At 41.6% G+C, this 25612-nt stretch carries 18 protein-coding genes and 1 pseudogene; 12 read left to right on the top strand and 7 right to left on the bottom strand.

The window, feature by feature from the left end; genetic code table 11:
- Positions 1 to 84: 84 nt before the first annotated feature.
- The 3 genes and pseudogenes from R8N23_RS19425 (at position 85) to R8N23_RS19420 (ending at position 3022) form a co-directional block, all read left to right on the top strand.
- On the top strand, positions 85 to 432 hold the full coding sequence (locus R8N23_RS19425) for a PadR family transcriptional regulator (RefSeq protein WP_318173271.1): 348 nt from the start codon (positions 85 to 87) through the stop codon (positions 430 to 432).
- Positions 419 to 607: pseudogene (locus tag R8N23_RS20960) on the top strand (permease prefix domain 2-containing transporter); the annotation flags it as partial. The gene R8N23_RS19425 and the pseudogene R8N23_RS20960, both read left to right, overlap by 14 nt.
- A 36-nt stretch (positions 608 to 643) precedes the next feature.
- Positions 644 to 3022: an ABC transporter permease gene (locus tag R8N23_RS19420; RefSeq protein WP_318173270.1), complete on the top strand. Its 2379-nt coding sequence runs from the start codon at positions 644 to 646 to the stop codon at positions 3020 to 3022.
- Between the two features lie 174 nt (positions 3023 to 3196).
- Here R8N23_RS19420 and R8N23_RS19415 read toward each other — a convergent pair whose 3' ends face one another.
- The 5 genes from R8N23_RS19415 to R8N23_RS19395 all read right to left on the bottom strand — a co-directional run bounded on the left by R8N23_RS19415 (position 3197) and on the right by R8N23_RS19395 (position 9684).
- Positions 3197 to 4255 carry a beta galactosidase jelly roll domain-containing protein gene (locus R8N23_RS19415; protein ID WP_318173269.1) on the bottom strand — a complete coding sequence of 353 codons (1059 nt, stop codon included), beginning with the start codon at positions 4253 to 4255 and terminating at the stop codon, positions 3197 to 3199.
- A 56-nt stretch (positions 4256 to 4311) separates the two neighbouring features.
- Positions 4312 to 4860, bottom strand: coding sequence for an aspartyl protease family protein (locus tag R8N23_RS19410; RefSeq protein ID WP_318173268.1), 549 nt, complete (start codon positions 4858 to 4860; stop codon positions 4312 to 4314).
- Between the two features lie 98 nt (positions 4861 to 4958).
- A complete protein-coding gene (locus R8N23_RS19405; RefSeq protein WP_318173267.1) occupies positions 4959 to 5648 on the bottom strand; it encodes a response regulator transcription factor in 690 nt (229 codons plus the stop codon).
- Positions 5641 to 7218: a HAMP domain-containing sensor histidine kinase gene (locus tag R8N23_RS19400; RefSeq protein ID WP_318173266.1), complete on the bottom strand. Its 1578-nt coding sequence runs from the start codon at positions 7216 to 7218 to the stop codon at positions 5641 to 5643. The genes R8N23_RS19405 and R8N23_RS19400 overlap by 8 nt, the downstream gene beginning before the upstream one ends.
- A 54-nt stretch (positions 7219 to 7272) precedes the next feature.
- Complete coding sequence (locus R8N23_RS19395) at positions 7273 to 9684, bottom strand: ABC transporter permease (RefSeq protein ID WP_318173265.1); 2412 nt, start codon at positions 9682 to 9684, stop codon at positions 7273 to 7275.
- Between the two features lie 241 nt (positions 9685 to 9925).
- Between R8N23_RS19395 and R8N23_RS19390 the strand changes: the two genes are divergently transcribed.
- Both R8N23_RS19390 and R8N23_RS19385 read left to right on the top strand, forming a co-directional pair.
- On the top strand, positions 9926 to 10609 hold the full coding sequence (locus R8N23_RS19390) for an SGNH/GDSL hydrolase family protein (protein ID WP_318173264.1): 684 nt from the start codon (positions 9926 to 9928) through the stop codon (positions 10607 to 10609).
- Positions 10610 to 10727: 118 nt separating this feature from the next.
- On the top strand, positions 10728 to 11420 hold the full coding sequence (locus R8N23_RS19385) for a hypothetical protein (protein ID WP_318173263.1): 693 nt from the start codon (positions 10728 to 10730) through the stop codon (positions 11418 to 11420).
- Positions 11421 to 11457: 37 nt separating this feature from the next.
- On the opposite strand, the gene R8N23_RS19380 is transcribed toward R8N23_RS19385, so the two are convergent.
- Positions 11458 to 12918: an aspartate ammonia-lyase gene (locus R8N23_RS19380; RefSeq protein WP_318173262.1), complete on the bottom strand. Its 1461-nt coding sequence runs from the start codon at positions 12916 to 12918 to the stop codon at positions 11458 to 11460.
- Positions 12919 to 12955: 37 nt separating this feature from the next.
- Positions 12956 to 13420 carry an Lrp/AsnC family transcriptional regulator gene (locus R8N23_RS19375; protein WP_318173261.1) on the bottom strand — a complete coding sequence of 155 codons (465 nt, stop codon included), beginning with the start codon at positions 13418 to 13420 and terminating at the stop codon, positions 12956 to 12958.
- 222 nt (positions 13421 to 13642) lie between these two features.
- On the opposite strand from R8N23_RS19375, the gene rocD reads away from it, so the two are divergent.
- The 7 genes from rocD to R8N23_RS19340 all read left to right on the top strand — a co-directional run bounded on the left by rocD (position 13643) and on the right by R8N23_RS19340 (position 25610).
- Positions 13643 to 14881: an ornithine--oxo-acid transaminase gene (gene rocD, locus R8N23_RS19370; protein ID WP_318173260.1), complete on the top strand. Its 1239-nt coding sequence runs from the start codon at positions 13643 to 13645 to the stop codon at positions 14879 to 14881.
- 11 nt (positions 14882 to 14892) lie between these two features.
- Positions 14893 to 15864, top strand: coding sequence for an arginase (locus tag R8N23_RS19365; protein WP_318173259.1), 972 nt, complete (start codon positions 14893 to 14895; stop codon positions 15862 to 15864).
- Between the two features lie 303 nt (positions 15865 to 16167).
- Positions 16168 to 18426 carry a T9SS type A sorting domain-containing protein gene (locus R8N23_RS19360; protein WP_318173258.1) on the top strand — a complete coding sequence of 753 codons (2259 nt, stop codon included), beginning with the start codon at positions 16168 to 16170 and terminating at the stop codon, positions 18424 to 18426.
- 287 nt (positions 18427 to 18713) lie between these two features.
- Complete coding sequence (locus tag R8N23_RS19355) at positions 18714 to 21746, top strand: TonB-dependent receptor (RefSeq protein ID WP_318173257.1); 3033 nt, start codon at positions 18714 to 18716, stop codon at positions 21744 to 21746.
- 11 nt (positions 21747 to 21757) lie between these two features.
- The gene (locus tag R8N23_RS19350) at positions 21758 to 23098 is read left to right on the top strand and encodes a RagB/SusD family nutrient uptake outer membrane protein (protein WP_318173256.1); all 1341 of its coding nucleotides are present in this window, start codon (positions 21758 to 21760) and stop codon (positions 23096 to 23098) included.
- A gap of 19 nt (positions 23099 to 23117) precedes the next feature.
- Positions 23118 to 24485, top strand: a complete 1368-nt coding sequence (locus R8N23_RS19345) for a PKD domain-containing protein (protein ID WP_318173255.1) — start codon at positions 23118 to 23120, stop codon at positions 24483 to 24485.
- 6 nt (positions 24486 to 24491) lie between these two features.
- Positions 24492 to 25610, top strand: a complete 1119-nt coding sequence (locus tag R8N23_RS19340) for a PKD domain-containing protein (RefSeq protein WP_318173254.1) — start codon at positions 24492 to 24494, stop codon at positions 25608 to 25610.
- The last annotated feature ends 2 nt before the right edge of the window (positions 25611 to 25612 follow it).

The following is a 25612-nucleotide window of genomic DNA, read 5'->3' as shown; positions in this document are numbered from 1 at the left end:
GGGTATATGTAACATTCAATATTCATATTTGTAGGATTTGATTAAACAATTTATACATTTGTATATATTGATAAGATTAAAATTATGAAAGGAACCCAAATTGGTGAGTTTGAAGAAGTGGTTTTGCTTGTGGTTGGTTTGCTCTACCCTAACGCCTATGGAGTGAATGTGAGGCAAGAAATAGAATCTCAAATTGGGCGTAAGGTAGTTTTGGGAGCCATACACTCTGCGCTGAACAGATTGGAAAGCAAAGGTTTTCTTGTGTCAAAACTAGCAGATGAAACTCATGCGAGAGGAGGCAGACGTAAGCGTTTGTTTCAAATTACAGCCAGTGGTAAAAAAGCCTTGGAAACCAACCGGGCCTTGCGAAACGAATTATGGAATCAAATTCCAGAAGTAGCCTGGAAAGGGCTCAGCTATGAAGGATTCTAAACAATCATACCCTCCAAAATCAGCCGATCGGTTTCTGAAGTGGTTCTGTAAAAAAGAGCTCCTTGAGGAAATTAAGGGTGATCTGCATGAAATTTACTTTGAAGAAACAATGGATATGCCTAGATGGCGGGCGTATCAGTTCTATTGGATCCAAGTTTTCAATTTTCTTCGCCCTTTTGCCGTCAGTGGTCAAAACTCAAAAAACACAATCATGATTTTCAATTACTTAAAGTTTGCCAGAAGAAATCTGGTAAAACATAAAACCAGTGCGCTGCTAAATATTTTGAGCCTTGCTGTTGGCATTACATGTTTTACTTTCATTGCCGTATATATTCATTCCGAATTAAAATACGACCGATTCCATGAACATGCCGATGATATCTATCGAATCCCTATCGATTTTGTAGATAGTAAGGGCAATCGATTGCCAGATGCCACCACTCCTCCTGCACTAGCACCCGCGTTAATGAGAGATTTCCCAGAAGTTCATACGGCGGTGAGGTTGTTTCCTTCTTGGGGTGGTCAATTTAGATTGGCAACTGAAAACAATCGGCAGTTTTTTGAGGCTGATTTCATGCGTACGGACTCCACTTTTTTCGATGTTTTTACTTTCCCATTCTTACATGGAGATAAAGAATCGGCATTGGATGCACCAGACCAAGTGGTAATTACTCGAAAAATGGCGCTTAAGTATTTTGGTAGGGAAGATGTGATTGGCGAAAAGATCATACTGGTTGGTGATGAAAATAAAACATATCAAGTTTCCGGGGTGCTTAGGGACCTACCAGAAGAATCACATTTTCACTTTGATTTCCTTACCAAAATTGACTTTGATGGATTGGGACAAAATTGGGGTTGGTACAACTATTACACTTATGCTAGAATGAATGAAGCAGTGGACATGACCTCTTTTGAATCCAGACTCCAACCTTTTTATGAAAGCTATCAGGATACAGGAGAGGAGTACTACAATATCATTTATACCCAACCACTTACGGACATCCATTTAACTTCTCGTTTGAAGTGGGAATTGGAGGCCAATGGAGATATCAATACCATTTACATATTTGCAGCCCTTGGCTTGTTTGTAATGCTCGTTTCATGCCTCAATTATATCAATCTGACTATTTCCCAGTCGGTACGTCGATTCAAAGAAGTAGGGGTACGAAAAGTATTTGGAGCACACCGTTCAGCGCTCATCAGTCAGTTTATGGTAGAGACATTTCTAACGGCCATAATTGCTTTGGTCGCAGGGTTTGCGTTGACTGAATTGGCCTTTGCGCAATTGAATCCATTGTTACAAAAACAGCTTTCACTTCTAGATTGGCAAGGGGTCTGGTTTATGCTTGTCGTAGGCGCAGTGGTGATGGGTATTGGTCTCTTGGCTGGTATTTTCCCTGCTTATCATTTGACGTCATTCCAGGTAGCACTTGCTGTCAAGGGTCTACGAAGTAATTCAGGTACATCCATAAAGAAAATAAGATCGACCCTATTGATTATTCAGTTTGCTATTTCTTCGCTTATGATTTCGGCCGCCTTGGTGGTTCATCAGCAGTTGGATTTTATGCAGCAGTTGGACAAAGGTTTCGAACCGGAACAGGTGCTTGTAATAGAAAATGGGGAAGAAGTTGGAAACTATCACACTTTTAAAAACGAGATATTAGGCATACCTGAAGTACAGAGCGTAGGGAATGCCAGCGGTGTTTTGGGTCAATTGAATTGGACCACTAGGGTAGGCTATCCAGACCCTTTCGTTATGAATTATTTGGTCATCGATCCTGATTTTATAGAAACCATGGGGATGCAAATGACCAGCGGTAGGCCATTTTCTGCAGAAAGAAGTTCAGATAAAGAAGGTTGGACAATGATGGTGAATGAAGCTGCGAACAGAGCGCTTGGTCTCACCGATGAGCAATTGGGACAAACACTTCCAATAACTCAAATCGAAGATTCCATCATTTACGGAACAGTCATTGGCGTGATCAAGGACTTCCAGTTTACTGATCTAAAGATGGAAACCAAACCATTTGCTTTTTTCTATCGAGAGGAGCCACTTGATTTTATCAATCTGAAAATATCAAGCCATCATATGAACGAAACACTAATAGCCATAGAAGATTCATGGACTAAATTATCTGGAGGGGCACCACTAAATTATTTTTTTCTTGATCAGGTTTATGAGGATTTACTTCAAGAAGAAAATGTGTTGAGCCAACTCATGTTAGGCCTAACCTTCCTTTCATTTTTCATTGCTTTTATAGGCATGTTTTCTATTGCTAATATTCGATTGAAAGACAAGACCAAAGAGATTGCTGTGAGAAAAGTATTGGGCTCTTCAGTGATAGATGTGATGCAGCTGATGACGACAAAATTTGTCAAATTGGTGATGCTTTCTAACGTCATCAGTATTCCTTTGGCCTACTACTTTGCGCAAAGTTGGTTAGACAATTTCATCTATCGCACTACACTTGGTTGGGGAGTATTCGCAGCTGCCTTTCTGTCTACACTCTTGGTAGTAGTGGTCGTAGTTGGTGGCCAATCGATAAGGGCTGCTACAGAAAACCCGATAAGGAACTTAAGGCAGGAGTAGTTTGAAAAATATATTGCAAAAGAGGCTGTCTCAAAAGCCCAATGCTCCCAAATTTTGTCACATTGAGGCACTCGAAATGTCCACCTGCGGTCAGCAGCAAGGCTTCGAGGACCTCAGCCTGACAGTTTCCTTGGCTTTTGAGACAGCCTCTTTTGCTTAAAAAAATTCTCGCAATTACCTCCTACCTCTTATCATCCGAGTCACATCTTTTTCGGATACAATACCCACAGGTCCTGAGTAAATGCCACCCTCGAGTCCAATGTCTATTACTTTAACAGCTATTGTATTCAATCCTTTTTTATTTAAGAGTCCTCTCGGGATAGGATAGATTCTAACGGTTTGATAAGATTGGCTTTGCCCAAAATCACCACCGTCGTCCGTTTCACCTATTTTCTGACCATTGAGATAGGTCTCATCAAAATCATCAATCCTGCCCAAAGTGAGGTAGTACTTTTCATCACTTTTCGGAGTAAAACTTAATTCAAATGTCTTCCTGTACCAGGCTGTGCCATCTAAAGAACGGTAGCCTTGGTTGTCCCAATAGGAAGGTACTAGAACCACATCCCAGTTTTCGTCATCAAAATCAGGTTCACTAAATACTCGCTTATTGGACTTCGAGAACTTCCAGGGACCATACAGGTTTTGAAGCAAGTCTTCACTGCCTCCAGAGACATATATCCCTGGCTTGCCTTTTACAATTCCACCATTCTGATACTCATCATAGACCTTCACAGCAATGACATTGTCTCCTTCAAAATTGATGAGCTCGTTGCCAATAAAATAGGTGCGATCTGAATTGTAGCCTGTACGAAATCGGGGAGGAAAGTCTCCGGTCTTGCCGACTAAATATCCATTCAAGAAGGTCTCGTCTACATCATCAATAAAACCTAACTTCAAATAGTGGGCTTCATTGGATCTAAGTGCCCTGCCATCAAAGTGTACACGGTACCAGGCAAAACCATCATATCCATGAAACCCATCGTTTTCCCAATCACCGGGTACTTTTATATCTACCCAGGATTCATCATTGTAGGAAGGACTAGCCCATCGGGTGTCATTGCCAATTTGAAACTTCCATTGTTTCTCCAGATCGATGACTCGGTAATTGTCTTCAAACTTGTTCTGAATGGGATGCTCTTCATAGTGATCAAATAAATCGTCAAATAGCAATTCCCAAAAACCAGGTTCTTTATCTCGGGGATCGTTTTTTTGAGCATGGAGGTTAGTACTCATACATTGTATGACTATCCATAAAGCTGCTGATAGAATCGATTTGTTGTTAAACTTGATCATCGTTTTGAATTGGCATTTTTAGCAATAATAACTTCTTCTGTCTCAAACTTTCGTTCTCCTCTTTTCTTCTTGGGTTTCACCTTGATGGAAGCTGTTCCCGTACTCATGTCGAGAACAAAACCATGATTTCGCATCATGTGAGTGCCTATGATGGCTGTTATTCTTTTGCCAGTCCTTCTTTGTATAGAGGTAGCAACCGTCGAAAGGTTGAAGGCATATGTGGGACCCTTGAGCTGAACATGGCCAAATTTGAGTGAGGCTCGAGAAGTTTCATACAATCGATTATTCGTAGAACTAAGGCCAGAGATGTTAAGCGTATTTGCATTTGAAGCGCTTACATAAAATCCGTACTTTTTCTTTGCTCCTGTATCCAGCACGGTATATTCAGATCCTGTATCAAGCAATACCCAAGTCTTTTTGTCATTTAGTGTCATTTGAATAATTGGTTTTCCTCTATACTTCGCTTCTACTGTTTCATAGTTTTGTGCTTGGATAGTACCTATTACAGATCCTATTGTTGCAATAATTAATATTAGACTTTTCATGATTTTGAGTTTTTTGTTATTGAATAATTCAAAATAACAATCGTTCATGTTACCGTGTGTCACCCGCCAGTAAACAGATGTCACAAGATGTCAAATCATCAGTCTCCAATCATTTTATAACCCATCCCATGCACGGTTAATATGATCTTTGGGTCGTTAGGGTTGGTTTCAATCTTTTGTCTAAGTCTTAATATAAAATTGTCGACCGTACGTGTGGTTGGAAATTCATCATACTTCCAGATATTCTTAAGCAATTCGTCTCGACTTACGATCTCTTGTTGATGATCTTTCAGGAACTTCAAGACTTCAAATTCTCTGTGTGATAGTTTGACCTCTTCGTGATTTATTCTAGCCACAAAGTTTTTGAAATCAACTTCCATCAATCCTATGGTCTCAAATTGTCTGGGTCCAGTGTCCGAGTTTTGTTGCGTTCTTCTGAGCACTGCCTTTACTCGGGCCAATAGCTCTCGTAGGCTAAAAGGTTTGGTAATGTAGTCGTCGGCTCCGAGTTCCAATCCCAGCACACGATCTATTTCTTCACCCTTGGCGGTGAGTAAAATCACGGGTACCTTGTTGCCTTCCATTCTCAATTTTTTGCAAACGTCAAACCCCGACAATTCCGGCATCATAACGTCTAATACCACCAAATCATAGGACTGTGCCTTGAGTCTATCTAGCGCAACTTTACCATCTTCCGCTTGATCTACCTGATAGCCTTCAAACAAAAGGTTGTCTGCCAACCCCTGGCGCATGGCAGGTTCGTCGTCTACTACTAAAATCTTATTCATGATGCTGTTTTGTTAGTGGGAATTTCAAAGTGAAAGTACTGCCCTGATTAGGTTTGGACTCTACGATGACTTCACCTTGATGTGATTCCATAATATGCTTCACCAGGCTTAATCCAAGCCCGGTGCCCTTGGTTTTTTGAGTCAATGCACTTTCAACTCGGTAGAATTTATCGAAGATATATTTCTGAGCTGATTTAGAAATACCAATACCATGATCTCTGATGCTGCAACAGGCATAGCCGTTGGATACAAAAGTAGATAGGTCGATCTCGTTTTTTCCATTGCCGTATTTGACGGCATTTTCGATTAGGTTGGATAGCGCTTCTTCAAAAGCTTGGGTGTCTACGAAAACGGGAAGAGGATCTTGTGACTGCTTGAGATTGCAGTCAACATTGTGCTCGGTGAAGTAATGGCTGAAATTTTCATAAATTCTACCGACCAAAATATTAAGGTCGCTGTCTTCAAAGCGATAGGTCTTGCGGTTGGCCTCAATTCTTGAAAAATCTAGGATATTATTAACCAGGAAAGTCAACCTGCCCGATTCATGATGGATGGTAGAGTAATACTGTTTTTTCTTTTCCTCTGATGGAACACGGCCTAGCATAAGCGTTTCGGCATACATGCGTATGAGAGAAAGTGGTGTTCTAATTTCATGGGAGACGTTAGACACAAAATCAGATTTTAGCTGCGCTACCTTGAGGGTATTTTTAATGTTTCTTATCATCAGAAAAATACCAATCAAAACCACAAATACTGAAAAGAGCAACAAGTAGAGATTATCACGAGATCTTGATTGGATCAGTTCAGTATAGCTTTTGCCTTTGGGTTGGATAAATAGAAAGGTATTAGGCAGGATCCAAAGATTGGTTTTTGTAAAATTCTTTTTTAGGCTAAACAAAGTGGTTTGATACAAAATGGTAGGCCATTGTTGACCTTCTTGCCAATGACCTACCGCAATGGTGAACTCATCATGATCTATTTTTTGCATCTGTAGACCAAGGATTTGTTCTATCCAAAACTTTCTCTCTAATATAAAAAGGGCATTGTGCAGCACGGAATCTTCATCGTAGATCATGACTGTAATTCCTGTTTGATCTGGGCGTAATTCTTCGATGGCCATCCAATCATCGGCTGGTTGGATTTTTTGAAATCCTGCTTCGAGATATTCAGAAAGCCTGTTGATTACGGAGTCCTTGGTATTGTACCATTGATCCACCTTTTCGTAAGTATTATCATTAATGCTTACATAGTCATTGACATAGATGCTATCCTCTTTTGTTTTATAGTTTCTCAATACTATCATTTGGATAGATTCATTGCCAATGATCAAATCATTGACATTTTCAGAAAGAGAATTTTGCTTATCTGCTAGTTGCCTCATCCAGCGATTCATCATGTCATCGGCATATTGATTCAATGAAAACAGTACCGCATCCAACTGTTTTTCATAGGCCGCTTTTGCCATTTGCTCATCTTCATCGAGAGATCTAACTTGAATAAAAGCATAGATCATCAGTGGTGCTACGGTGATGATAAGTATCAGAAATAAGGCTCGGACTTCCTTGGTCATTGCATTGATTTATTTGGACGAATAAAAGTAAAACATTTGTGAACCTTTATTTATCTATTCATTACGCAATGTATCCACAGGATTTGCTCTAGCACCTCGATAAATAGTGATACTCGTAGTGGCGATGCCGATTATAAATATAGCGAAGGCACTTAGCGCAACCGGAGTAAATTTTATCGGAATATGAAAGGCATAAATCAAATCCAAAATCCAAGTTGCGCCATAGTAGCCACCTACGCTGCCGAGCAAGCCGGCGATCACTAAAATGATGACAAATTCTTTGTTCAATAGAAATAGAATATTTTGCATAGTAGCACCTAAAGCTTTTCTGATGCCCAATTCTTTGGTTCTTTTGGCAATATTCAATGAAGCCAAAGAGTAAATGCCTGAGGCGGAGAGCAATCCTCCTAAGATGGTAAGGAAAAGGAATATTTTCTCCAGGTTTCCGTTCGTCTGATTGCTTTCTGCGAGTAGAATGTCCTCTTGATAATGACTGGAATATGGTTTGGTGGGATACATTTGTTTCCATTGCTGCTCCAGAAAATCATTCACTTCTCCCAAGTCCTTGGCTTCCGCTCGTACGATCAAATTTCTCCATCTATCGCCTACAGTGGCGTAAAAAATGTAAGGTTCAGGTTCTTTTGATCGGAAGATATTATCAACGAAATCTTCGATTACACCTACAATCTTTTTCTTTTGTTCTCTTACCGTCACATACTGACCAATAGGGTCCCCTTGAATATTTAAGGTTTTCAGAAACTGCCTGCTTACCACAGCACCTTCATTAAAATCATTGGCTTTGGAATAGTCTAAGGGTCTACCCTGAATGAAATTGAAGTTCATGGTTTCAAAATAGTTTTCTCCAAACTCCAAATGTCTAACTTCTATTTCCTCTCCTTGAAAAGAAATAGGATTGGGGTAAGAACTGAAGCCAATTTGATGTTCGGTAGAGCCCACTTCTACAATTTTTGGGTTTAGCCGCGCTTTAGCAGCCAATGCTTGATATTCCTTTTCGCTTTTAATATCCACGAGCATCAACTGATCCTTTTGATAGCCAAAATCGATCGATTCCTGAAACTTGGTGTTTTGAATAAATACAATACCTCCGATGAGCACGATCACCGAAATCGCAAATTGAATAGAAACTAATGACCGCGTGAGGAAGTTGGTGCCTTTGACCTGTACTTTTCCTTTGAGTAATGAAATCGTGTTGAGTTTCGAACTAAACAATGCAGGATAGGCTCCAGCTAAGACAGCCGTAATTAGTACCAACAGAAAAAGAGTAATAATCAGATTCGAACCACTTAAGTCTTCCAGACCATAAGGCAACTCCCACATAGCTGTGAATTCAGGAACGATTATCATTGACATCACATACCCGGCAACTAAAGCAAGCAAGGCCATAATGACGGTCTCCAATAAGAATTGAACAATGATCTGTTGCTTGTTGGCCCCTAATGATTTTCTGACTCCGATTTCTTTGAGTCTGTTGGCCATCATCGCAATGGAGGTGTTAGTCAGATTAAAACAGGCGATCAGCATAATCATGGTAGCCAAAACAATAAAAATGAGTAGCGGCTCTATTTCAATAACACTGTTTACATAACTCCAGGTGAGTACTGTAGGATCAATTCTAGATTTAAAGGGTTCTAAGGTGACACGTTCGACCACTTGCTCTCTAAATGCTTCATTTCTTTGAGGAAGGTATTTGTCAAAATAAGGAGTGATCTGATGAGCTACCGAAGGGTCTTCTAGTTCAAAGAACGTGGCCGGCACATTCCAGTCTCCCCAAGCGGGTTGGTCCAGCGCACGCATTTCCTCGAAATGTTCGAAGCGCATGACCATCGGAAGTTGAATGGAGCTGTTGACTGGTATTTTAGCCAAGACCCCACCTACGATTACTTTTTTCACTATGCCACGAGCAAAGCTTAGGGTGAGTACCTTTCCTATCGGGTCTTCATCACCGAAATATTTTTTGGCAATTCTTTCACTGAGGAAGATGCTGTGCAAGTTTTTGAATGCTTTGTGATTTCCGGCAAGTAGTGGGAAATCAAAAAAATCAAACAACGTACTATCCGCAAAGGTCACATACTCTCCAAATGTATTGTTGATGTTGGTGGATTCATTAATATAGCTTACGCTCGCGCCACCACCTTGGCTGCCAGCGTATCTTAAGTGTCTTTTGATGCCAGCAATATCTGCAGTGGCCATTGGGCCTACTGGCGAAGGAGTACTCACAGCCTGCCTGAAGTCAGACCCATTAATAACCACATGTGAGTGGACTCGGAAGATGTTTTTTACTTTGTTGTCATCGTGAAAGTCATCAAATTCAATATTGAAGGCGATGAGTATATAGGCTGTCAAACAACAAGCCATGGCAATACCTAATCCCAGGGTATTGATGATTACATAGTTTTTGTTTTTGAGCAGGTTGCGGATGGTAATGAGTAGATAGTTTTTGATCATGAGTTTGGCGTTTGGTCAAAGAAACGATGGTTTGGCTATACTGTCTTCTAAATTATTTCAATCCTTGTTTGAGAATGTCAAAAGATGTCACAAGCCTAAGTAACAATGCTGAATGGTGAAGAAAAGACCCTTCCGAAAAGTGATGGTTGCTATTGATATAACAAAATGTAGGGGAATCAGGAAGACCGTTGTTATGATCATAACCGAAGAGCAAATTAGTTTCTAACAAAATTATTCAACAATGAAAATTTTTAAGTTTGCTCTAGTAGCTGCTGCGCTACTACTTTGTCTCATCCTGTCCAGTTGCTTCGGCGAAAGCAATAATGACCCCAAAGTATCACCAATAGCAGACCCCATAGTTCCAGCCGACAATGATCCGGATCTGCAAAACACAGATTATAACATTTTGTTCATAGGTAACAGTCTTACTTACTCGAATGACTTACCTGGATTGGTAAGAAATTTAGCAGAAGAAAAGGGGGTAGATATAGGAGTTAAATCTGTTGTAAAGGGCAATTACGCCTTAATTGATCATTGGAACGATGGCGTCATACAACAGGAAATCGCAACAGCACAATACGATTTTGTAGTGGTGCAACAAGGCCCCTCGTCTCAGGCTTTTGGAAGGGAAGTGCTAATAGAATACGGTAAGAAAATCAAAGTCCTGTGTGATGAATATGGCGGGGAGTTGGCCTATTATATGGTCTGGCCATCGAGGACGTATTATCATACTTTTGATGGAGTGATAAAGAATCATGAAGATGCAGCATCATTGAATGAGGCTCTACTTTGTCCGGTGGGTAGGGTTTGGAAAAAACATTTCGATGATACAAATGATTTTTCCTATTATGGCTCTGATGGTTTTCACCCTTCTCTCAAAGGGAGTCAGGTGGCTGCAGATGTGATCTACAATACTTTGTTTTAACTTATGAATGCAAAAGGAAAATAGTATAGATTGGAATTAATTAAGTGCGTTTCTGTTTGATCAAGCTTTTTAAGGGTTTTGTATGGTAATCATGTTAGATTCAAAACGACAAATGAAAATGAGCAAAACCAACCACAAATGGATCATTCTCTTTGCTCTCCAGTTTTTTATAGGTTTGACTGGGTGCAACCATGATCCTGAACCAAACTCAAGTGCGGTAAATAATTCCAAACCCAACATATCAATAAATGAAGGTCCTGATTTATCAGTCACTGACTATAATATTTTGTTTGTAGGCAATAGCCTGACTATTTACAATGATCTTCCAGGTTTGGTAGTAATTGAGGGTGAAAGGAAGGGATTAGACATTGGAGTTAGGTCCGTTACTACAGGTGGATATACACTGGAGAGGCATTGGAATAATGGAATCCTACAGAATGAAATAGCGTCAGGACTCTTTGATTTTGTTGTGATACAAGAGGGTACTTCAGCCAGTCTAAATGGAAGGGCCAATATGATTAAATATGGCACGAAAATAAAAGAACAGTGCGATGGATATAACGCGAAACTGGCCTTCTTCATGGTGTGGCCTTCAGTTAATAATTATCACAGATTTAACGAGGTCATTCGAAACTACCGAGATGTTGCCTCAGGTCTTGATGCTATTTTGTGTCCGGTCGGAATTGCTTGGAAGGAATATATAGATGAAACTGGTGATTATTCTTATTATGATTCCGATCAGCACCACCCTTCATTGGCCGGGAGTCAGATCGCTGCAGAAGTCATTTTTGAGAGTTTGATTGAAAAATAACCCCCTCAGGCATGGCCTTCAGGGGTTCTGTTTTGGGTTAATGTTTCTTAAAGTATTTGGGTCTGATCAGGTTTTCTGAAGAAAACAATTGGTCCCATTCTGCTTGATTCAGCAACTTCTTATCTTCCACTACCAGTTGATGAATGGTTTTCTTGGTAGCCAGCGCTTCTTTGGCAATGCCTGCACAAGTCTGATAGCCCAGCATCGGGTTCAGCAGGGTTACAATACCTATACTGTTCATGACCATCTCCTGGGTATGAGCGGCATTGGCCGTAATGCCATCAATGCACTTCATCCTCAATGTTTGGCAGGCATTGGTCATCCACTGCATGGATGTGAAAAGGCTGAAGGCAATCACAGGTTCCATCACATTGAGCTGGAGTTGACCAGCCTCAGAGGCCATGGTCACCGTTACATCGGCTCCAATCACATAGTAGGCAGTCTGATTGACTACTTCGGGAATTACAGGATTTACCTTGCCCGGCATGATCGAAGATCCCGGTTGCAATTGTGGCAAGTTGATTTCATTCAGTCCGGTTCTTGGCCCTGATGACAACAAGCGTAGATCATTACAAATTTTGGAGACTTTTACGGCACTTCGTTTCAGCACTCCGGAAAGTTGTACATAGGCACCGGTGTCTGAAGTTGCTTCAATCAAATTTTCAGATAGTCGGAGGGGTAAGCCGGAAAATTGTGCCAGGTAGTCACATACCAGTTCTGGGTAGCCATCTGGGGCATTCACCTTAGTGCCGATGGCCGTGGCTCCCATATTGATTTCTTGAATGAGTTTCTTACTTTCGTCCAATCGGGTGATTTCTTCTTCAATGGTGTGTGCCCAGCCTTTAAATTCATCTCCTAAGCTCATAGGAACTGCATCTTGTAGCTGCGTTCTTCCCATCTTTAGGACGTCTTTAAATTCTTCTCCCTTTTTGACAAACGATTGAGCTAATTGACTTAACTCCCTTTGGTAGGTTTCCATTCGTAATAATAGCGCTATACGAAACGCGGAAGGGTACACGTCATTAGTAGACTGAGAGCAATTGACATGGTTGTTTGGGTCACAGTGTTGGTAATCCCCTTTTTCAAAGCCTAATTGTTCCAACGCCAGATTGGCTATCACTTCATTGGCGTTCATGTTCACTGAAGTGCCGGCTCCTCCCTGGATCAGATCCGTTGGAAACTGATCATTTACCGCTCCGGAAACTACTCGTCTCGAAGCTTCGATGATAGCATTTCCAATGTTTTCGGGCAATACTCCGCAATCCATGTTGGCTCGAGCTGCTGCCATTTTTACCAATCCCAATGCTTTGATCATATAAGGTTCATTGGAAATTGGTAGTCCGGTAATTTGAAAATTGTCTAGCGCTCTTGTAGTTTGCACGCCATAGAGATTTTGATTGGAAATTTCTTTTTCCCCTAAAAAATCTCTTTCAATTCTAAAGTCTTTATCTGTTTCCTCATTGATTAAAGAGGAATGGTTCAATACATCCGTATGCATCACTTTTTGGGTTTTTTGTTAATGTCTGAAGTCTGTCTTACTGCAGTGGGATGTTTCGGCGGAAGGCACAACCAAAATCAATGAAGGACTCGGTTCGGAGTACCCCTTTGATATTGTCTATTTTGTCATAAAGTACCTGCCGCATGTGTTCGTTAGATTTCGCCATTATGCGAGTAAACAAGGTATAGTTTCCTGTCACATAGTAGCATTCTACCACTTCCGGAATTTTTTGCAAGGCAGCTATAATTTCGGCACTCTTCGAATCTTCTTTTAACACAATACCGGTAAAGGCACTCCATTCAAATCCAATTCTTCGTTCGTTCACCTGGGGGGCAATGCGTTCAAGAATTCCATTTTGCTGCATAGCCGAGACGCGCTGATGTATCATAGTGTTGGATACCCCGAGTTCGTTGGCAATGTTCGAAAATGCCATCCGCCCATCCTGTTCCAGATAGGATAAAATTTTTAGGTCCAACTCATCAAACTTCGGCTTTTGTTGCATGACTATAATTGTTTTGAGCAAAAGTAATAGTTGCAAGGAAAAATAAAAATTTAAAATAAATAATTATGAAAAAATTAAAATTTAATATTATTGCGCTGTATTTATTCAAATATAACTCCCCGTTGTATTTATAAGCATTAACCAAACCCTAAAGGTTGACCTGCTGGCCGGCACAAGTCGGATTGGGATTGTGGTCCTTTTGGGGAAACAAAATTTCTTAAAATGGAACTACTATTATCGAAGACAGAAGAATTGATTCAGCAAGAATCAGATCACAGTGCCCATAATTATCATCCACTACCGGTGGTTTTGAGTCAAGGGAAAGGAGTTTTTGTAACCGACGTAGAGGGCAAGCAATATTTTGATTTCCTTTCCGCTTATTCAGCTGTCAATCAGGGGCATTGTCATCCAAAAATTGTCGCTAAAATCAAGGAACAGTCGGAGCGATTGACGCTGACCTCACGTGCATTTCACAATGATCAATTTGCAGATTATGCAACATATGTGACCAAACTGTTTGGTTATGATAAACTATTGCCCATGAACACAGGCGCAGAGGCTGTGGAAACCGCCATGAAGTTGGCCAGGAAATGGGCCTATGAAAGGAAAAGAGTGCCTGAAAATGAGGCAGTCATATTGTTCGCTTCAGAAAATTTCCATGGTAGAACCTTAGCCGTGGTTTCCGCTTCTTCCGACCCGGAAAGCAGAGGAGGATTTGGGCCTTATATGCCGGGGGTACGTCAGGTACCTTACAACGATCTGAAAGCACTGGAAAAAGCACTTGAAGATAAAAATGTAGCTGCTTTTATCGTGGAGCCTATTCAGGGAGAAGCAGGAGTAGTTGTGCCAGATGATGATTATTTGGCGAAAGCTTTCGAGCTATGTTGTGAACAAAATGCCCTGCTCGTGGCGGATGAAATCCAGACCGGTATCGGAAGAACCGGTAAACTGCTTTGCTCTGATCACAGTGGCATTAAACCCCACATGGTGTTGCTCGGCAAAGCGCTATCGGGTGGAACTGTACCGGTGTCTGCTGTATTAGCACCCAATGAAGTGATGAAAGTGATCAAGCCAGGACAACACGGCTCAACCTATGGTGGCAGCCCACTGGGAAGTGCGGTAGCTAAAACTGCACTACAAGTTGTTCTTCAGGAAAGCATGATTCACAATGCAGATAAAATGGGAAAATTGTTTCGGGCTAGAATGGAAGAAATAATTAGTAAATGTTCTGTGGTAAAGGCCGTTAGAGGAAAGGGACTGCTCAATGCCATTATCATCAATACACCCGAAGATTCTGACCTGGCCATGCGTATTTGTATTGAGTTGATGCATAATGGGCTTTTGGCTAAGCCTACTCATGGCAACAAAATCCGATTAGCACCGCCTTTGGTTATCACAGAAGAGCAGATGAACCATGCCATGGATATTCTAGAAAGAACAATCTTGAAGTTCAACAACTAATCCCAAAAGCTATGAGTATATGTATAATAGAAAACAAATCTGAACTTGGTGCAGGTACGAGAGGAGCTAGCTTGTGCGTGGATGCGATCAGAATGAGTGCTTTGGCTGGTGGGTCGGATTTTTTCCAACGCCATCAGGTCAATACTTTGATAGTGCCTCAAGACGATTTGTACAAGGAAACTCGTCACCCATTTGCCAAGCGAATCGACGGGATAAAAAAGGTGTATGAAATGGTAAGTAGGGAGGTATCAAAAAATCTGTTAGATCAGCAGCTTCCGATCATCATTTCGGGAGATCATTCTTCTGCTGGTGGGACTTTGGCTGGTATCAAGAAGGCCTATCCTGATTCAAGGTTAGGTGTAGTTTGGATCGATGCACATGCCGATATGCACTCGCCCTATACTACGCCTTCCGGTAATGTACATGGCATGCCTTTAGCAGCTGCATTGGGTTGGGATAATAAAGAAGCAAAATGCAACGAGGTTGATACTGAAACCCAACAACTTTGGGATGAATTGAAGTCAGTAGGCACAAGTCAGCCTAAAGTCAGTCCAGAAAATTTGTTGTTTGTTGGGGTGCGCGATACTGAGCGGGCCGAAGATTTGCTTATAAAACAGCGCGGTGTCACTAACTATAAAGTAGATGAAATCAGGACTAGGGGTGCATCGGTGATGGCACGACGCGCTCTAGAAGAGAAGTTTGCTGATTGTGACATGATCTACCTTTCCCTAGACGTGGACGGGATGGACTGTGAGGCTACCAGTTATGGAACGGGGACGCCAGTCAAAAATGGTCTGTTAAAAGAAGAAGTGAAGGAGTTTATCCAAGTGATTTTGGAATCAGGTAAAGTCTGTGCTTTTGAATTGGTAGAAGTGAATCCGTTGCTAGATGATAAGGGAAACAAGATGGCAGAAATCGCTTTGGAAATTCTTGAATTTGCGGAGTCGATTCTGACCAAATTGAAAAAACCTGTCTTGGCTTAATATCCATGATATAATTTTTATAAGCAGGTTAGAATGAAAATTCACTTTATATGAAACCTATTAAGTGAATTTTCATTTTATATCAAATTAATGTTTAAAAATATTTTGATCTTAAAATTTAAGTCCATAATATTGGAGAACGTATGAATGCATCACAAGCAAATATCACGATCAATTCTACTCCTACTTTCAAGGTAGTGAGCTTGCTTGGATTGCAGCCCATATTCAATAACTAGACTTCCTACAACTTTCGAAACTGCCTAACGATTTTATTCAAAATCAATCTGTTTTTTGTTGTAATTCATGAAGTCAATTTTCACTTTTTTGTTCGTGCTTATTAGTGCTGTGCTGTCGGCACAATCAGGTAAGATGGTACTTGTCGGTGGTGGCTCAGAGTCAGATGCCAGCTACAGTTGGAGCAACAAACCTTACCAGTGGGCCATAGATGAATCGACTAACAAAAAAGTAGCTATCATCAGCTATGAACAGGGAAGCACTTCTGATTGGTTGCCTGACTATTTTGAAAGTCTCGGTGCAGCAGATGCTGCCAATTTTGAAATATATAGCTCAGCTCTAGCTGATGCGCAGGATACTTACGATGATTTGATGGCCTATGATGTTTTCTTCTTCAAGGGTGGAGATCAGTATGAATATTATGACTTGTATCAAAATTCTAAGGTTTCCCAAGCTATCGAAGATAAGTTTGCCGACGGAGGTGTAATTATGGGGACTTCAGCCGGCATGGCCATTCTTTCCAAAGTATTCTATTCGGCCGAAAAATCTTCACTTTACCCTGACGAAGCGTTGAGTAATGTCAATAGTGATAATATTACCCTTGAAAATGACTTTCTGGATGTGCTGGATGGCGTGATAGTCGATACACATTTTGCTGAACGAGGAAGGTTTCCAAGATTATTAGCCTTTATGGGCCATTGGAAACTCAATAAAGATGAAACAGTAGCAGGTATTGGTGTCGACGACAAAACGGCCCTATGTATTGATGAGAACCTGGAAGCTGTAGCCTACGGTACCGGAGCTGTCAGCATTTACCAATCGAGCAACTTCACTACTGACGGAGATAAGCCGGTAGCCAATGATATTGAGGTGACTCATCTACTGCATGAGATGAGCTACGATTTGGAAAGCATGGAAATCCTGGGCACCTATGATGCCAATACCAGTGCGATAAAATCAACCGAAAACCTAAAAAGCACCCTTTACCTCTCAGGGTCAGATGCACTTTCACATAACGAAGATCTTTTGGACCAATTAATTGCCAGCACCCCAGAATCAGTAGTTCTTATTAGTCGGAGTGGCAGTTCCCTTATCAATTCATACGAGAGTTATTTCGAAGCCAACAGTGACCTGGATGTAATTACAGTAGAAACCGTACTTGCTGATGAATGTGATGGAGTGGCTACCCGAAATCAAATTAGAGAAGCTGAGACCATGGTAGTAGTAGATCTGGATATTGAGACATTTTCGGATTACTTTGAAAATGATCTGACCGGGCAGTTGCTTTTAGAAAAAATGAAGAGATCAGATAGCCAGATAGCATTTATCGGCTACAGTTCGGCTCTGGTAGGAGCTTATTACTGCACCAACAACGAAGTTGATGAATTGAATGCCTACTATGGTGAATTGGCCTATGAATCCGGACTGGGTATTTTGGAAACCACTATCATTATGCCCAATACGTATGATCCTTCCACCTCTACTTATTATGAAAACAATACTTCTGCTGTGCTTCATGGTATGGTGAGTCAAAGATTGGGCTATGGGATTTATCTCAACGAACGTTCTTATGTTACCATCAGTCAAAACGAGGGCGATAATGAGCTTACCAGTACAGGAAGTTACGCTTCCATTCTGATAAAAAATAATAGTAGTTTGGGAGATCAAGCGGATCAACAAGTCAACAGTAGTGGCGATGCGAGAAATGCAGTTGGCTTTGATGAGATGACTTATTATTTGGTTTCAGGACAGCAAATTGTCATAGGAACTACTGATGAAAGTGCAGATCCGGTCCTGGCAAAGGAGTTGGAGTCTCCATTCGATGTGAAGGCCGAATGGCAAGATAATGTGGTGGGAGTATCCTGGTCATTGCCTGAGCAAGAGGCTGATGAGTTAAATATTTATAGAAAGATGGCAGCAGAGGAGTTTGAATTGCTGGCCAGTTTAGATGATACCAAGACTGTTTACGACGACGCAAACGTCTCTGAAGGAACGACATACACGTATGCCGTGGAGGTAAAGAATGGAAATTCGACCTCTTGTCTATCAGAATCAGCCGCTGCCGAAATAGTCCTGCTGGCTTCTTCTTTAGAAGATTCGTGGAAAATTTACCCTAACCCCGTGACCCATGGGATATTGAACATATCCCATGCCAACCAACTAAAAGTTTCAATTTTGGACCTCAGTGGGAAGGTCCTGTTAGATAGCCAAAGGTGGTTTCCAAATCGGAAACTTGATCTTTCTTTCTTGCCGAGTGGACCATATCTGCTCAAACTGCACGAAGGAGAAGATTTTCAAATCCATAAAATCATCGTCGACCATGAATAGTGTTTATTTAGCTTATAAATCTATCGGGGGGATGGTCGACATGATCTATGGTGACAGTTACCCGCAACCCAAGATCAATGGAGGGAATCCAATTCCAATCCAGCGGAGTAAACCTGTCAGCTTGCAGAACTTACAGCCCATATTCAACTGTTGACCAGGGGTATTGGGTCATAAGGCCTACGGAAGCAATCCTTCTTTCGCTATTACTAATAAATCAATTTGTTTAATAAAATGCTCAACTAACCGGAGGTAAACCAAAGGTTTCAAGCATTTCATAGATAATCAATATGAAAAAAATTTTTACAGGAATGTTATTAATGCTTGGTGTTTTGACCAATAGTTTGGCTCAGAGCACCATATCAGGGACCGTAATCTCTTCTGAAGATAATGCCGGAATCCCTGGGGTAAACGTGCAGCTCAAAGGAGCCAATGTAGGCACGATTACAGACATCGATGGGGCTTATCAGTTAAAAGTAGACAGCCCTGATCAAGCTACTTTGATATTTTCTTTTATTGGCATGGCTACTCAGGAAGTGAATGTCAATGGTCGCTCGGTGATCGATATCACCCTGGAGCCAGACGCTCAAGAGCTGGAAGAAATCGTGGTGGTGGGCTATGGTACGCAGAAAAAATCTAGCGTGACCAGCTCTATTTCTACAGTAGATGCTGAAGTATTGGCCAATGTGCCTGGTGCTTACAGTTTTGAATCAGCCCTGCAAGGGCAGACACCAGGATTGAATATCTCAAGTGGATCTGGCACACCCGGAGCTGCAATTAATATCAACATTCGTGGGGTCACCTCTATAGGCGCAAGTAGTCAGCCTCTTTTTGTTGTGGATGGGGTGCCTATGGTATCGAGAAACAATTCTGCATTGAATTCCAACATTGCACCCGTCAACCCTATGGCTGATATCAACACCAATGACATCGAATCTGTTACAGTATTGAAGGATGCAGCGGCATCGGCGATCTACGGATCCAGGGGTGCTAATGGTGTAATTTTGATTACAACAAAAAGAGGGCAAGTGGGTAAGACCAAATTTAATGCGGGATATTACACGGGCATTTCTCAGATTAGCAACACACCTGAACTCATGTCTTCCAAACAGTGGATCGAATTCATGAACGTGGCTGCAGTAAATGATGGATTGGGCGAAAACTATTGGAACTCCACCTTGGGAGATCCTAATGACCCGAACTTACCAAATTATAATGCTTACGATTATATATTTAGAACCGGAATTACGCACAACGCCGATATTAGCATGCAAGGAGGAAATGAGAAAACTAAATTCTTCTTTTCCGGCAACTACTATAATCAGGAAGGTATTCAGGTAGGAACCAATTTTGAAAGAATGACGGCCAGAATGAACCTCGATCATTCAGTGAGTGATAAGGTAGGTATTGGTACCAATGTGATGGTAAGTCGTACCAATCATGAAAGAACTATCAACGAAAATGATGAATATGGTGTGGTGATCAATGCACAGGCTTGGGATCCTACGGCTCCACTTAAAGATGAGAATGGTGCTTATACCGATCCATTTTCATACAATGGTTGGTGGGCACTGGAAAACCCGTTGTACATCGCCGAGCAATATATCAATGACGGTACTACAGATAGAGTGCTGGCCAGTACATACCTAACAGTTGACATCATCAAGGGGCTTACATTCAAGTCTATGTGGTCTGTGGATGCCAGTGGTTTGACTGAAGAGTCGTTTACTCCTGCAGGTGGTAAAGAAACAGCAGTAGGCGAAGGAATTTATGCTACCTATGATCAGACTACCTGGTTAGGTGAAAACACCTTGACATACGATACTCATTTGGGTGCAGATCATCATTTGAATGTGATCGGTGGATATACCTTGCAGCAGTCCAGAGCCGAGTTTTCTGAAATTACAGGCAATGGGTTTCCTTCTAATAGAATCATCAAAATATCCTCAGCAGCTAATACTACTGGTAGTTCTGACGAGACTAGTTATGGTTTCCAATCCTTTCTGGGTAGAGTTAACTACGACTACAAGGGAAGGTATTTGGTAAGTGGTTCGGTAAGAGCAGACGGCTCATCTAGATTCGGGGCTAACAAAAAATATGGTGTGTTTCCTTCCGTTTCAGTCGGTTGGCAAATTTCCAATGAAGGCTTTATGGATGAAATTGTAGACGTAGTGAGCAACTTGAAACTACGGGCTAGCTATGGTACCATAGGTAATGCCGAAATTGGCAACTTTAGATGGAGAGGTGTGTACAACTTGTCTTCACCATACAATGGAAATGGTGGTTCTTCTCCAGATGTATTGGAAAATCCGGATCTTTCCTGGGAGAAAACAACCCAGCTAAATGTAGGACTTGATCTTGGTTTGTTTGATGGGCGATTTTCATTTACAGCCGATTACTTTATCAAAGATACCGAGGACTTATTGCTTGAAACTGATGTGCCGGGTGCTACAGGTTTTGCTTCGGTGACCTCCAATTTCGGTGGAATAAAAAATACCGGATACGAGCTTTCTGCTAATGCAGACGTGGTGAGAGCAGGTGATTTCACCTGGAATGTAAATGTGAATTTCACACAGCTGAAGAATGAAGTGATAGACGTGGTAAACGACGGACAGGTGGTAAGCCGAAACTTTGTGATTCAGGAAGGCAAACCGTTGAGTCAGTTGTTTTTGATTGAATATTTGGGTGTGGATCCACTTACAGGAGATGCGGTCTTCGAAGATATCAACAGTGACGGCCTGATCAACCTGGATGACCGTCAAGCTGTGGGGTCTGGTATTCCTACCCGTTTTGGTGGTCTCAACAACTCATTTTCTTTCAAAGGATTTACACTTGATGTATTCTTCCAATACTCTGGAGGAAACAAAATATTCAACCAAAGTAGACATGCGTATGAAAACTACGGTTCGTTGCAGAGTGGCATTCCTTATGGAAACCAGAGTGTAAACTCGTTGGATTACTGGCAGCAACCGGGTGATATCACCAATATCCCAAGGCCATCACTCACGAGCCCTAACGATACGGATGCTCAGTGGCAAAGATTCAGTACGCAATATTTGGAAGATGGTGAATTCGTTCGTCTAAAAAATGTAAAGCTGACTTACAACTTCCCAAGCAATTGGGTTTCAAAAATTGGATTGACGTCTGCTCGCTTATACGTGCAAGGAAGAAACTTGAAGACCTGGACCAAGTATTTAGGTTTCGATCCCGAAGTTTCAGCCAATATGAGCAGTCAGGGAGACCTGAATACACTGCAAGGTGAAGACTTCGGTACGCTGGGACAAGCCCGTACTTACAGTATCGGTATCAATGTTGGATTTTAAGAATGACAATCATGAAAAATACTAAATACATATACATATTATTATTGACTGTCATGGCTATGTCCTGTGATGTTTTGGATCAAGAGCCACAGTCAAGCGTTGCTACCTCTGAAGCTATTGTCGATTTGCAGTCGGCAGAGTCTGCCGTCAATGGCTTGTATGATGCCATGCAGGATGGTGATCTCTATGGCGGCAGAGGAATATTAGCCACAGAAATGTTGGCAGAAAACTCTGCAGCTACAGGCTTTCAAGCTTTTTGGGCGGAGTTGGAGTCAGGAAGTGTGACACCATCCAATTTTCATTTCGAAGATTATTGGGTTTCTGCCTATCACGCGATCAATTCAGCCAATGCCATTATCAGCGCAGTACCAAAAGTGGACGGCATTGAGGAGGAAGATCAAAACAGAATGCTGGGAACAGCTTACTTCTTTAGAGCGTACACCTTTTTTGATTTGTTGCGACAGCATGGTGAGTTTTTTGACAACGCTTCTGAATTTGGAATTCCAGTACCATTGGAGCCTTCTCTTGAAGTGAAAGAAACGCCAAGGAGTACCGTTGCTGCCAGCTATCAGCAGATCACGGATGATCTTACTGATGCCATAGCCTTGCTAGAGAATCAAAATGATAGATTTTATGCATCAAAGGCGGCAGCACAGGCATTGATGGCGAGAGTGGCCTTATACCAGGGTGATTATACGACAGCAGCTAGCATGGCTTCTGATGTTATTGGCAATAGTACTTATAATCTGGCTGATGATTACAATGAAGTATTTACTACGGAAGGGGCTGATGAGTCAATCATGGAGTTGAACTTTATTGCGCTTGACGACCCTAATGCATGGTCAATAGAGATGTACACTACGCCTCCTGAAGTAGCGGTTAGTGATGGTCTGGTAGATTTTTTAACTACTAGTGGAAACGCAGAGCGAGGGTTGCTTTTCGAAGAAATTGATGGTTACAATCGATGTGCGAAATATGGCAGGGCCAGAGAAGACGAAGGAACGAATACCATCTTGTTTAGGCTGTCAGAAATGTACCTGATCAGAGCGGAAGCTTTGGCGATGCAGACTGGCGGTACTCCTGATGATGCATTACCGGATTTGAATGCCGTAAGAAATCGTGCCGGATTGACCAATTTGAGTTCATTCGTGTCTGATGATGCTATGGTCACTGCTTTGTTGAATGAAAGAAGAGCAGAGTTTGCTTTTGAAGGACACTACTGGTTTGATATGGTCAGATTGGGAAGATTCGAGAGTATCACCGGGCGTGCCGCCTTCCGTGGCGTGAATCCGATTCCACAGCGCGAGATGAATATCACCAATGATGTGATGGTTCAAAATCCAGGTTATTAATCTATAAACCAGAATTAAGATGAAAGAAATCATTAATAATATAAAATACTTTTTCTTCATGGCGCTAGTGGCTACGCTGGTAGCAGGTTGCGAAGAGGAAGATGAGGTAATTGCCCCGAAAGCGATGTTCAGCATTTCGGAGGAAAGTGTATTGGAAGAATTAGCTGAAATTGAATTTATCAACAATTCTGATGAAGCAAGTTCATATCTATGGTCGTTTGGCGATGGCCAAACTTATGTGGGCAAAAATGCCACCCACGTGTATGAAAATAAAGGTGATTATACGGTAACACTAAAGGCTAACAATGATGGTCAGCGGGAGTTGTACAGTCAAAGCATCACTATTGTTGGCTTAGTACCAACTGTAGCATTTACTGTGGCTGATAATGATGCACTCAAGGTTGCGCAAGCAGTTGTGTTTACTAATGAGACTGAGAACGGCTTGAGCTATTCTTGGGAGTTTGGTGATGCTGACAATAGTACAAGTACCGAAGAAAACCCAACATTTACCTATGATGCACCTGGAGACTATACAGTTACACTTACCGCGACAGGTTCTGGAGGGACAAGCTCTGCCAGCACTACGATAACGGTTAGCCCGAATAATTTCGAACTGTATTTCATAGACAATGACGCCGGGAAACTTCGAAAGATTGATCTAAATAATCCAACTATCGCGGTGGATGTTTTCGATCTCCCAGGTTTCTGCATGGGATTGGCGTATGATGCTACAAATGAAGAGTTTTACTACTCTGATGATGACAATGGTATTCTTTATAGAAACGACCTAGATGGAACTGCTGAGACTTCTCTGGTAACAGGGTTGAATGGACCCAGAGCAATTGCCTTGGATATTGCGAATAGCTACGCCTATGTCAATGAGAAAACAGATAATCAAATTACTCGAGTGGATTTAACTGATAATTCTACCATCACTTTTTATAGTGATGCAGACGATGCGGACTTTGTGGCTCCTGTCGGCTTAGATATTTACAACGGAGATCTTTATGCCACCGCAGTAGAAATCGATGCCGAAACCGTGTGGAAGGGTAATATTACAAGCATTGATTTGACTCGAATTGTGGATTACAGTGCCGGTGGCTATGGTTATGGATTGGCAGTAGATACTGTGAACGGAAAAGTCTATTTCGATGACACCGATGGTAGTAAGATTTTGAGATGTGACACAGATGGATCAAATATCGAAGAAGTAGGAACCACCGCAGACCGTGTTTATGGTATTGCCATCAACGCTGAAACGGGCAAGTATTATGCAGTGGATAGAAATGGAGTGCTGAAAGTAGCCAATTTGGACGGAACAGAAGAGTCTACCTTGATCGATTTGGCTGTAGATGTACGTGGTTTAATTCTAAGAAAAGCTAACTAAGAAGTCATGAATAAATTTATAGTAATACTTACAATGGCCATTGTCACTTTGTTAGCTTTTAGCTGTGGCAATGATGATTTTCCTGTTCCGCAATCACGCAGTGTGGATGCGGATTTTGAGTTTTCCTTTAGTGATGGTGATTTTGCACCTAGTGAAGTGACTTTCACCAGTGGTTCATTGCTCATCGATGGAGTAGGTGATGTGACCTATACCTGGAATATGGGTGATGGAACTTCACTTTTGGGTGAAACTGTCTCACATACATACACTGAGCCGAGTGACTATGAAGTTTATTTGGTGGTACAAAGTGCCGACGACATGGACGCTATTTCACAAACCGTTACTGTGCGCGATCCAAATGCACTGTTGGTAGAGGTTTTGTTTATTGATGCAGGTGATTTTAAAATCAATAATTTAGATGGCACCTCATTCGATGTGGCCGGGTTTGGTACCGGATTGGCCTATGACTTTGACAATCAATTGCTCTACTTCACAGATGAGGATAATGGCACATTGAGCAAAGCAAATGTGGATGGATCTGACATCGAGGTAGTAGTATCTGGCTTGTCAGAGCCAAGAGCAGTAGCACTTGATGTGGCTAATCAAATGGCATACGTAACCGACAGAGGAACGAATGAGATCGTTGCTGTGGATCTAAGCGACAATTCTAAATCTACACTTTACGACAATGCTTCCGATGGGTTAGGCGAATTGCCTGTAGGTATTGCCTACTATGATGGTAATCTCTATGTGACCTGTGTGGAAATTGGAGCTGAAGCAGTCTGGAAAGGGAATGTGGATGGATCTGGCATCACACGAATTATCGATTATTCCGGCGGTGGCTATGGTTATGGTATAGCTATAGACGAAGCCAATGAAAAAATCTACTTTGATAATACCGATAACAGCGAAATCCTGAGAGCGAATTTGGACGGAAGTTCAGTAGAGCCTGTACTAGAGACAGCTAATAGAGCTTATGGTATAGCTATTGATAATACAAATTCAAAGATGTATTGGACAGAACGCAATACCGGAAATGTATTGATGGCTGATTTAAATGGTGCTAATAAGATTACGATTGGCGCTGGATACAATGATCCACGCAGTCTGGTATTTATCCCATAACA

The organism is Reichenbachiella sp., assembly GCF_033344935.1.
Classification (GTDB): domain Bacteria; phylum Bacteroidota; class Bacteroidia; order Cytophagales; family Cyclobacteriaceae; genus Reichenbachiella.
Note: the sequence above shows the minus strand (reverse complement) of the source record. Positions and strands in the feature narration are given on the sequence as shown.

Excerpts from the sequence above, each read along its gene's own strand:
- R8N23_RS19340 (WP_318173254.1), top strand. The coding sequence starts at position 24,492 with ATGAATAAATTTATAGTAATACTTACAATGGCCATTGTCACTTTGTTA.
- R8N23_RS19350 (WP_318173256.1), top strand. The coding sequence starts at position 21,758 with ATGAAAAATACTAAATACATATACATATTATTATTGACTGTCATGGCT.
- R8N23_RS19415 (WP_318173269.1), bottom strand. The coding sequence starts at position 4,255 with ATGAGTACTAACCTCCATGCTCAAAAAAACGATCCCCGAGATAAAGAA.
- R8N23_RS19390 (WP_318173264.1), top strand. The coding sequence starts at position 9,926 with ATGAAAATTTTTAAGTTTGCTCTAGTAGCTGCTGCGCTACTACTTTGT.
- R8N23_RS19380 (WP_318173262.1), bottom strand. The coding sequence starts at position 12,918 with ATGCATACGGATGTATTGAACCATTCCTCTTTAATCAATGAGGAAACA.
- R8N23_RS19385 (WP_318173263.1), top strand. The coding sequence starts at position 10,728 with ATGAGCAAAACCAACCACAAATGGATCATTCTCTTTGCTCTCCAGTTT.
- R8N23_RS19395 (WP_318173265.1), bottom strand. The coding sequence starts at position 9,684 with ATGATCAAAAACTATCTACTCATTACCATCCGCAACCTGCTCAAAAAC.
- R8N23_RS19425 (WP_318173271.1), top strand. The coding sequence starts at position 85 with ATGAAAGGAACCCAAATTGGTGAGTTTGAAGAAGTGGTTTTGCTTGTG.
- R8N23_RS19355 (WP_318173257.1), top strand. The coding sequence starts at position 18,714 with ATGAAAAAAATTTTTACAGGAATGTTATTAATGCTTGGTGTTTTGACC.
- R8N23_RS19420 (WP_318173270.1), top strand. The coding sequence starts at position 644 with ATGATTTTCAATTACTTAAAGTTTGCCAGAAGAAATCTGGTAAAACAT.
- R8N23_RS19410 (WP_318173268.1), bottom strand. The coding sequence starts at position 4,860 with ATGAAAAGTCTAATATTAATTATTGCAACAATAGGATCTGTAATAGGT.
- R8N23_RS19400 (WP_318173266.1), bottom strand. The coding sequence starts at position 7,218 with ATGACCAAGGAAGTCCGAGCCTTATTTCTGATACTTATCATCACCGTA.
- R8N23_RS19375 (WP_318173261.1), bottom strand. The coding sequence starts at position 13,420 with ATGCAACAAAAGCCGAAGTTTGATGAGTTGGACCTAAAAATTTTATCC.
- R8N23_RS19360 (WP_318173258.1), top strand. The coding sequence starts at position 16,168 with ATGAAGTCAATTTTCACTTTTTTGTTCGTGCTTATTAGTGCTGTGCTG.
- R8N23_RS19345 (WP_318173255.1), top strand. The coding sequence starts at position 23,118 with ATGAAAGAAATCATTAATAATATAAAATACTTTTTCTTCATGGCGCTA.
- R8N23_RS19405 (WP_318173267.1), bottom strand. The coding sequence starts at position 5,648 with ATGAATAAGATTTTAGTAGTAGACGACGAACCTGCCATGCGCCAGGGG.
- rocD (WP_318173260.1), top strand. The coding sequence starts at position 13,643 with ATGGAACTACTATTATCGAAGACAGAAGAATTGATTCAGCAAGAATCA.
- R8N23_RS19365 (WP_318173259.1), top strand. The coding sequence starts at position 14,893 with ATGAGTATATGTATAATAGAAAACAAATCTGAACTTGGTGCAGGTACG.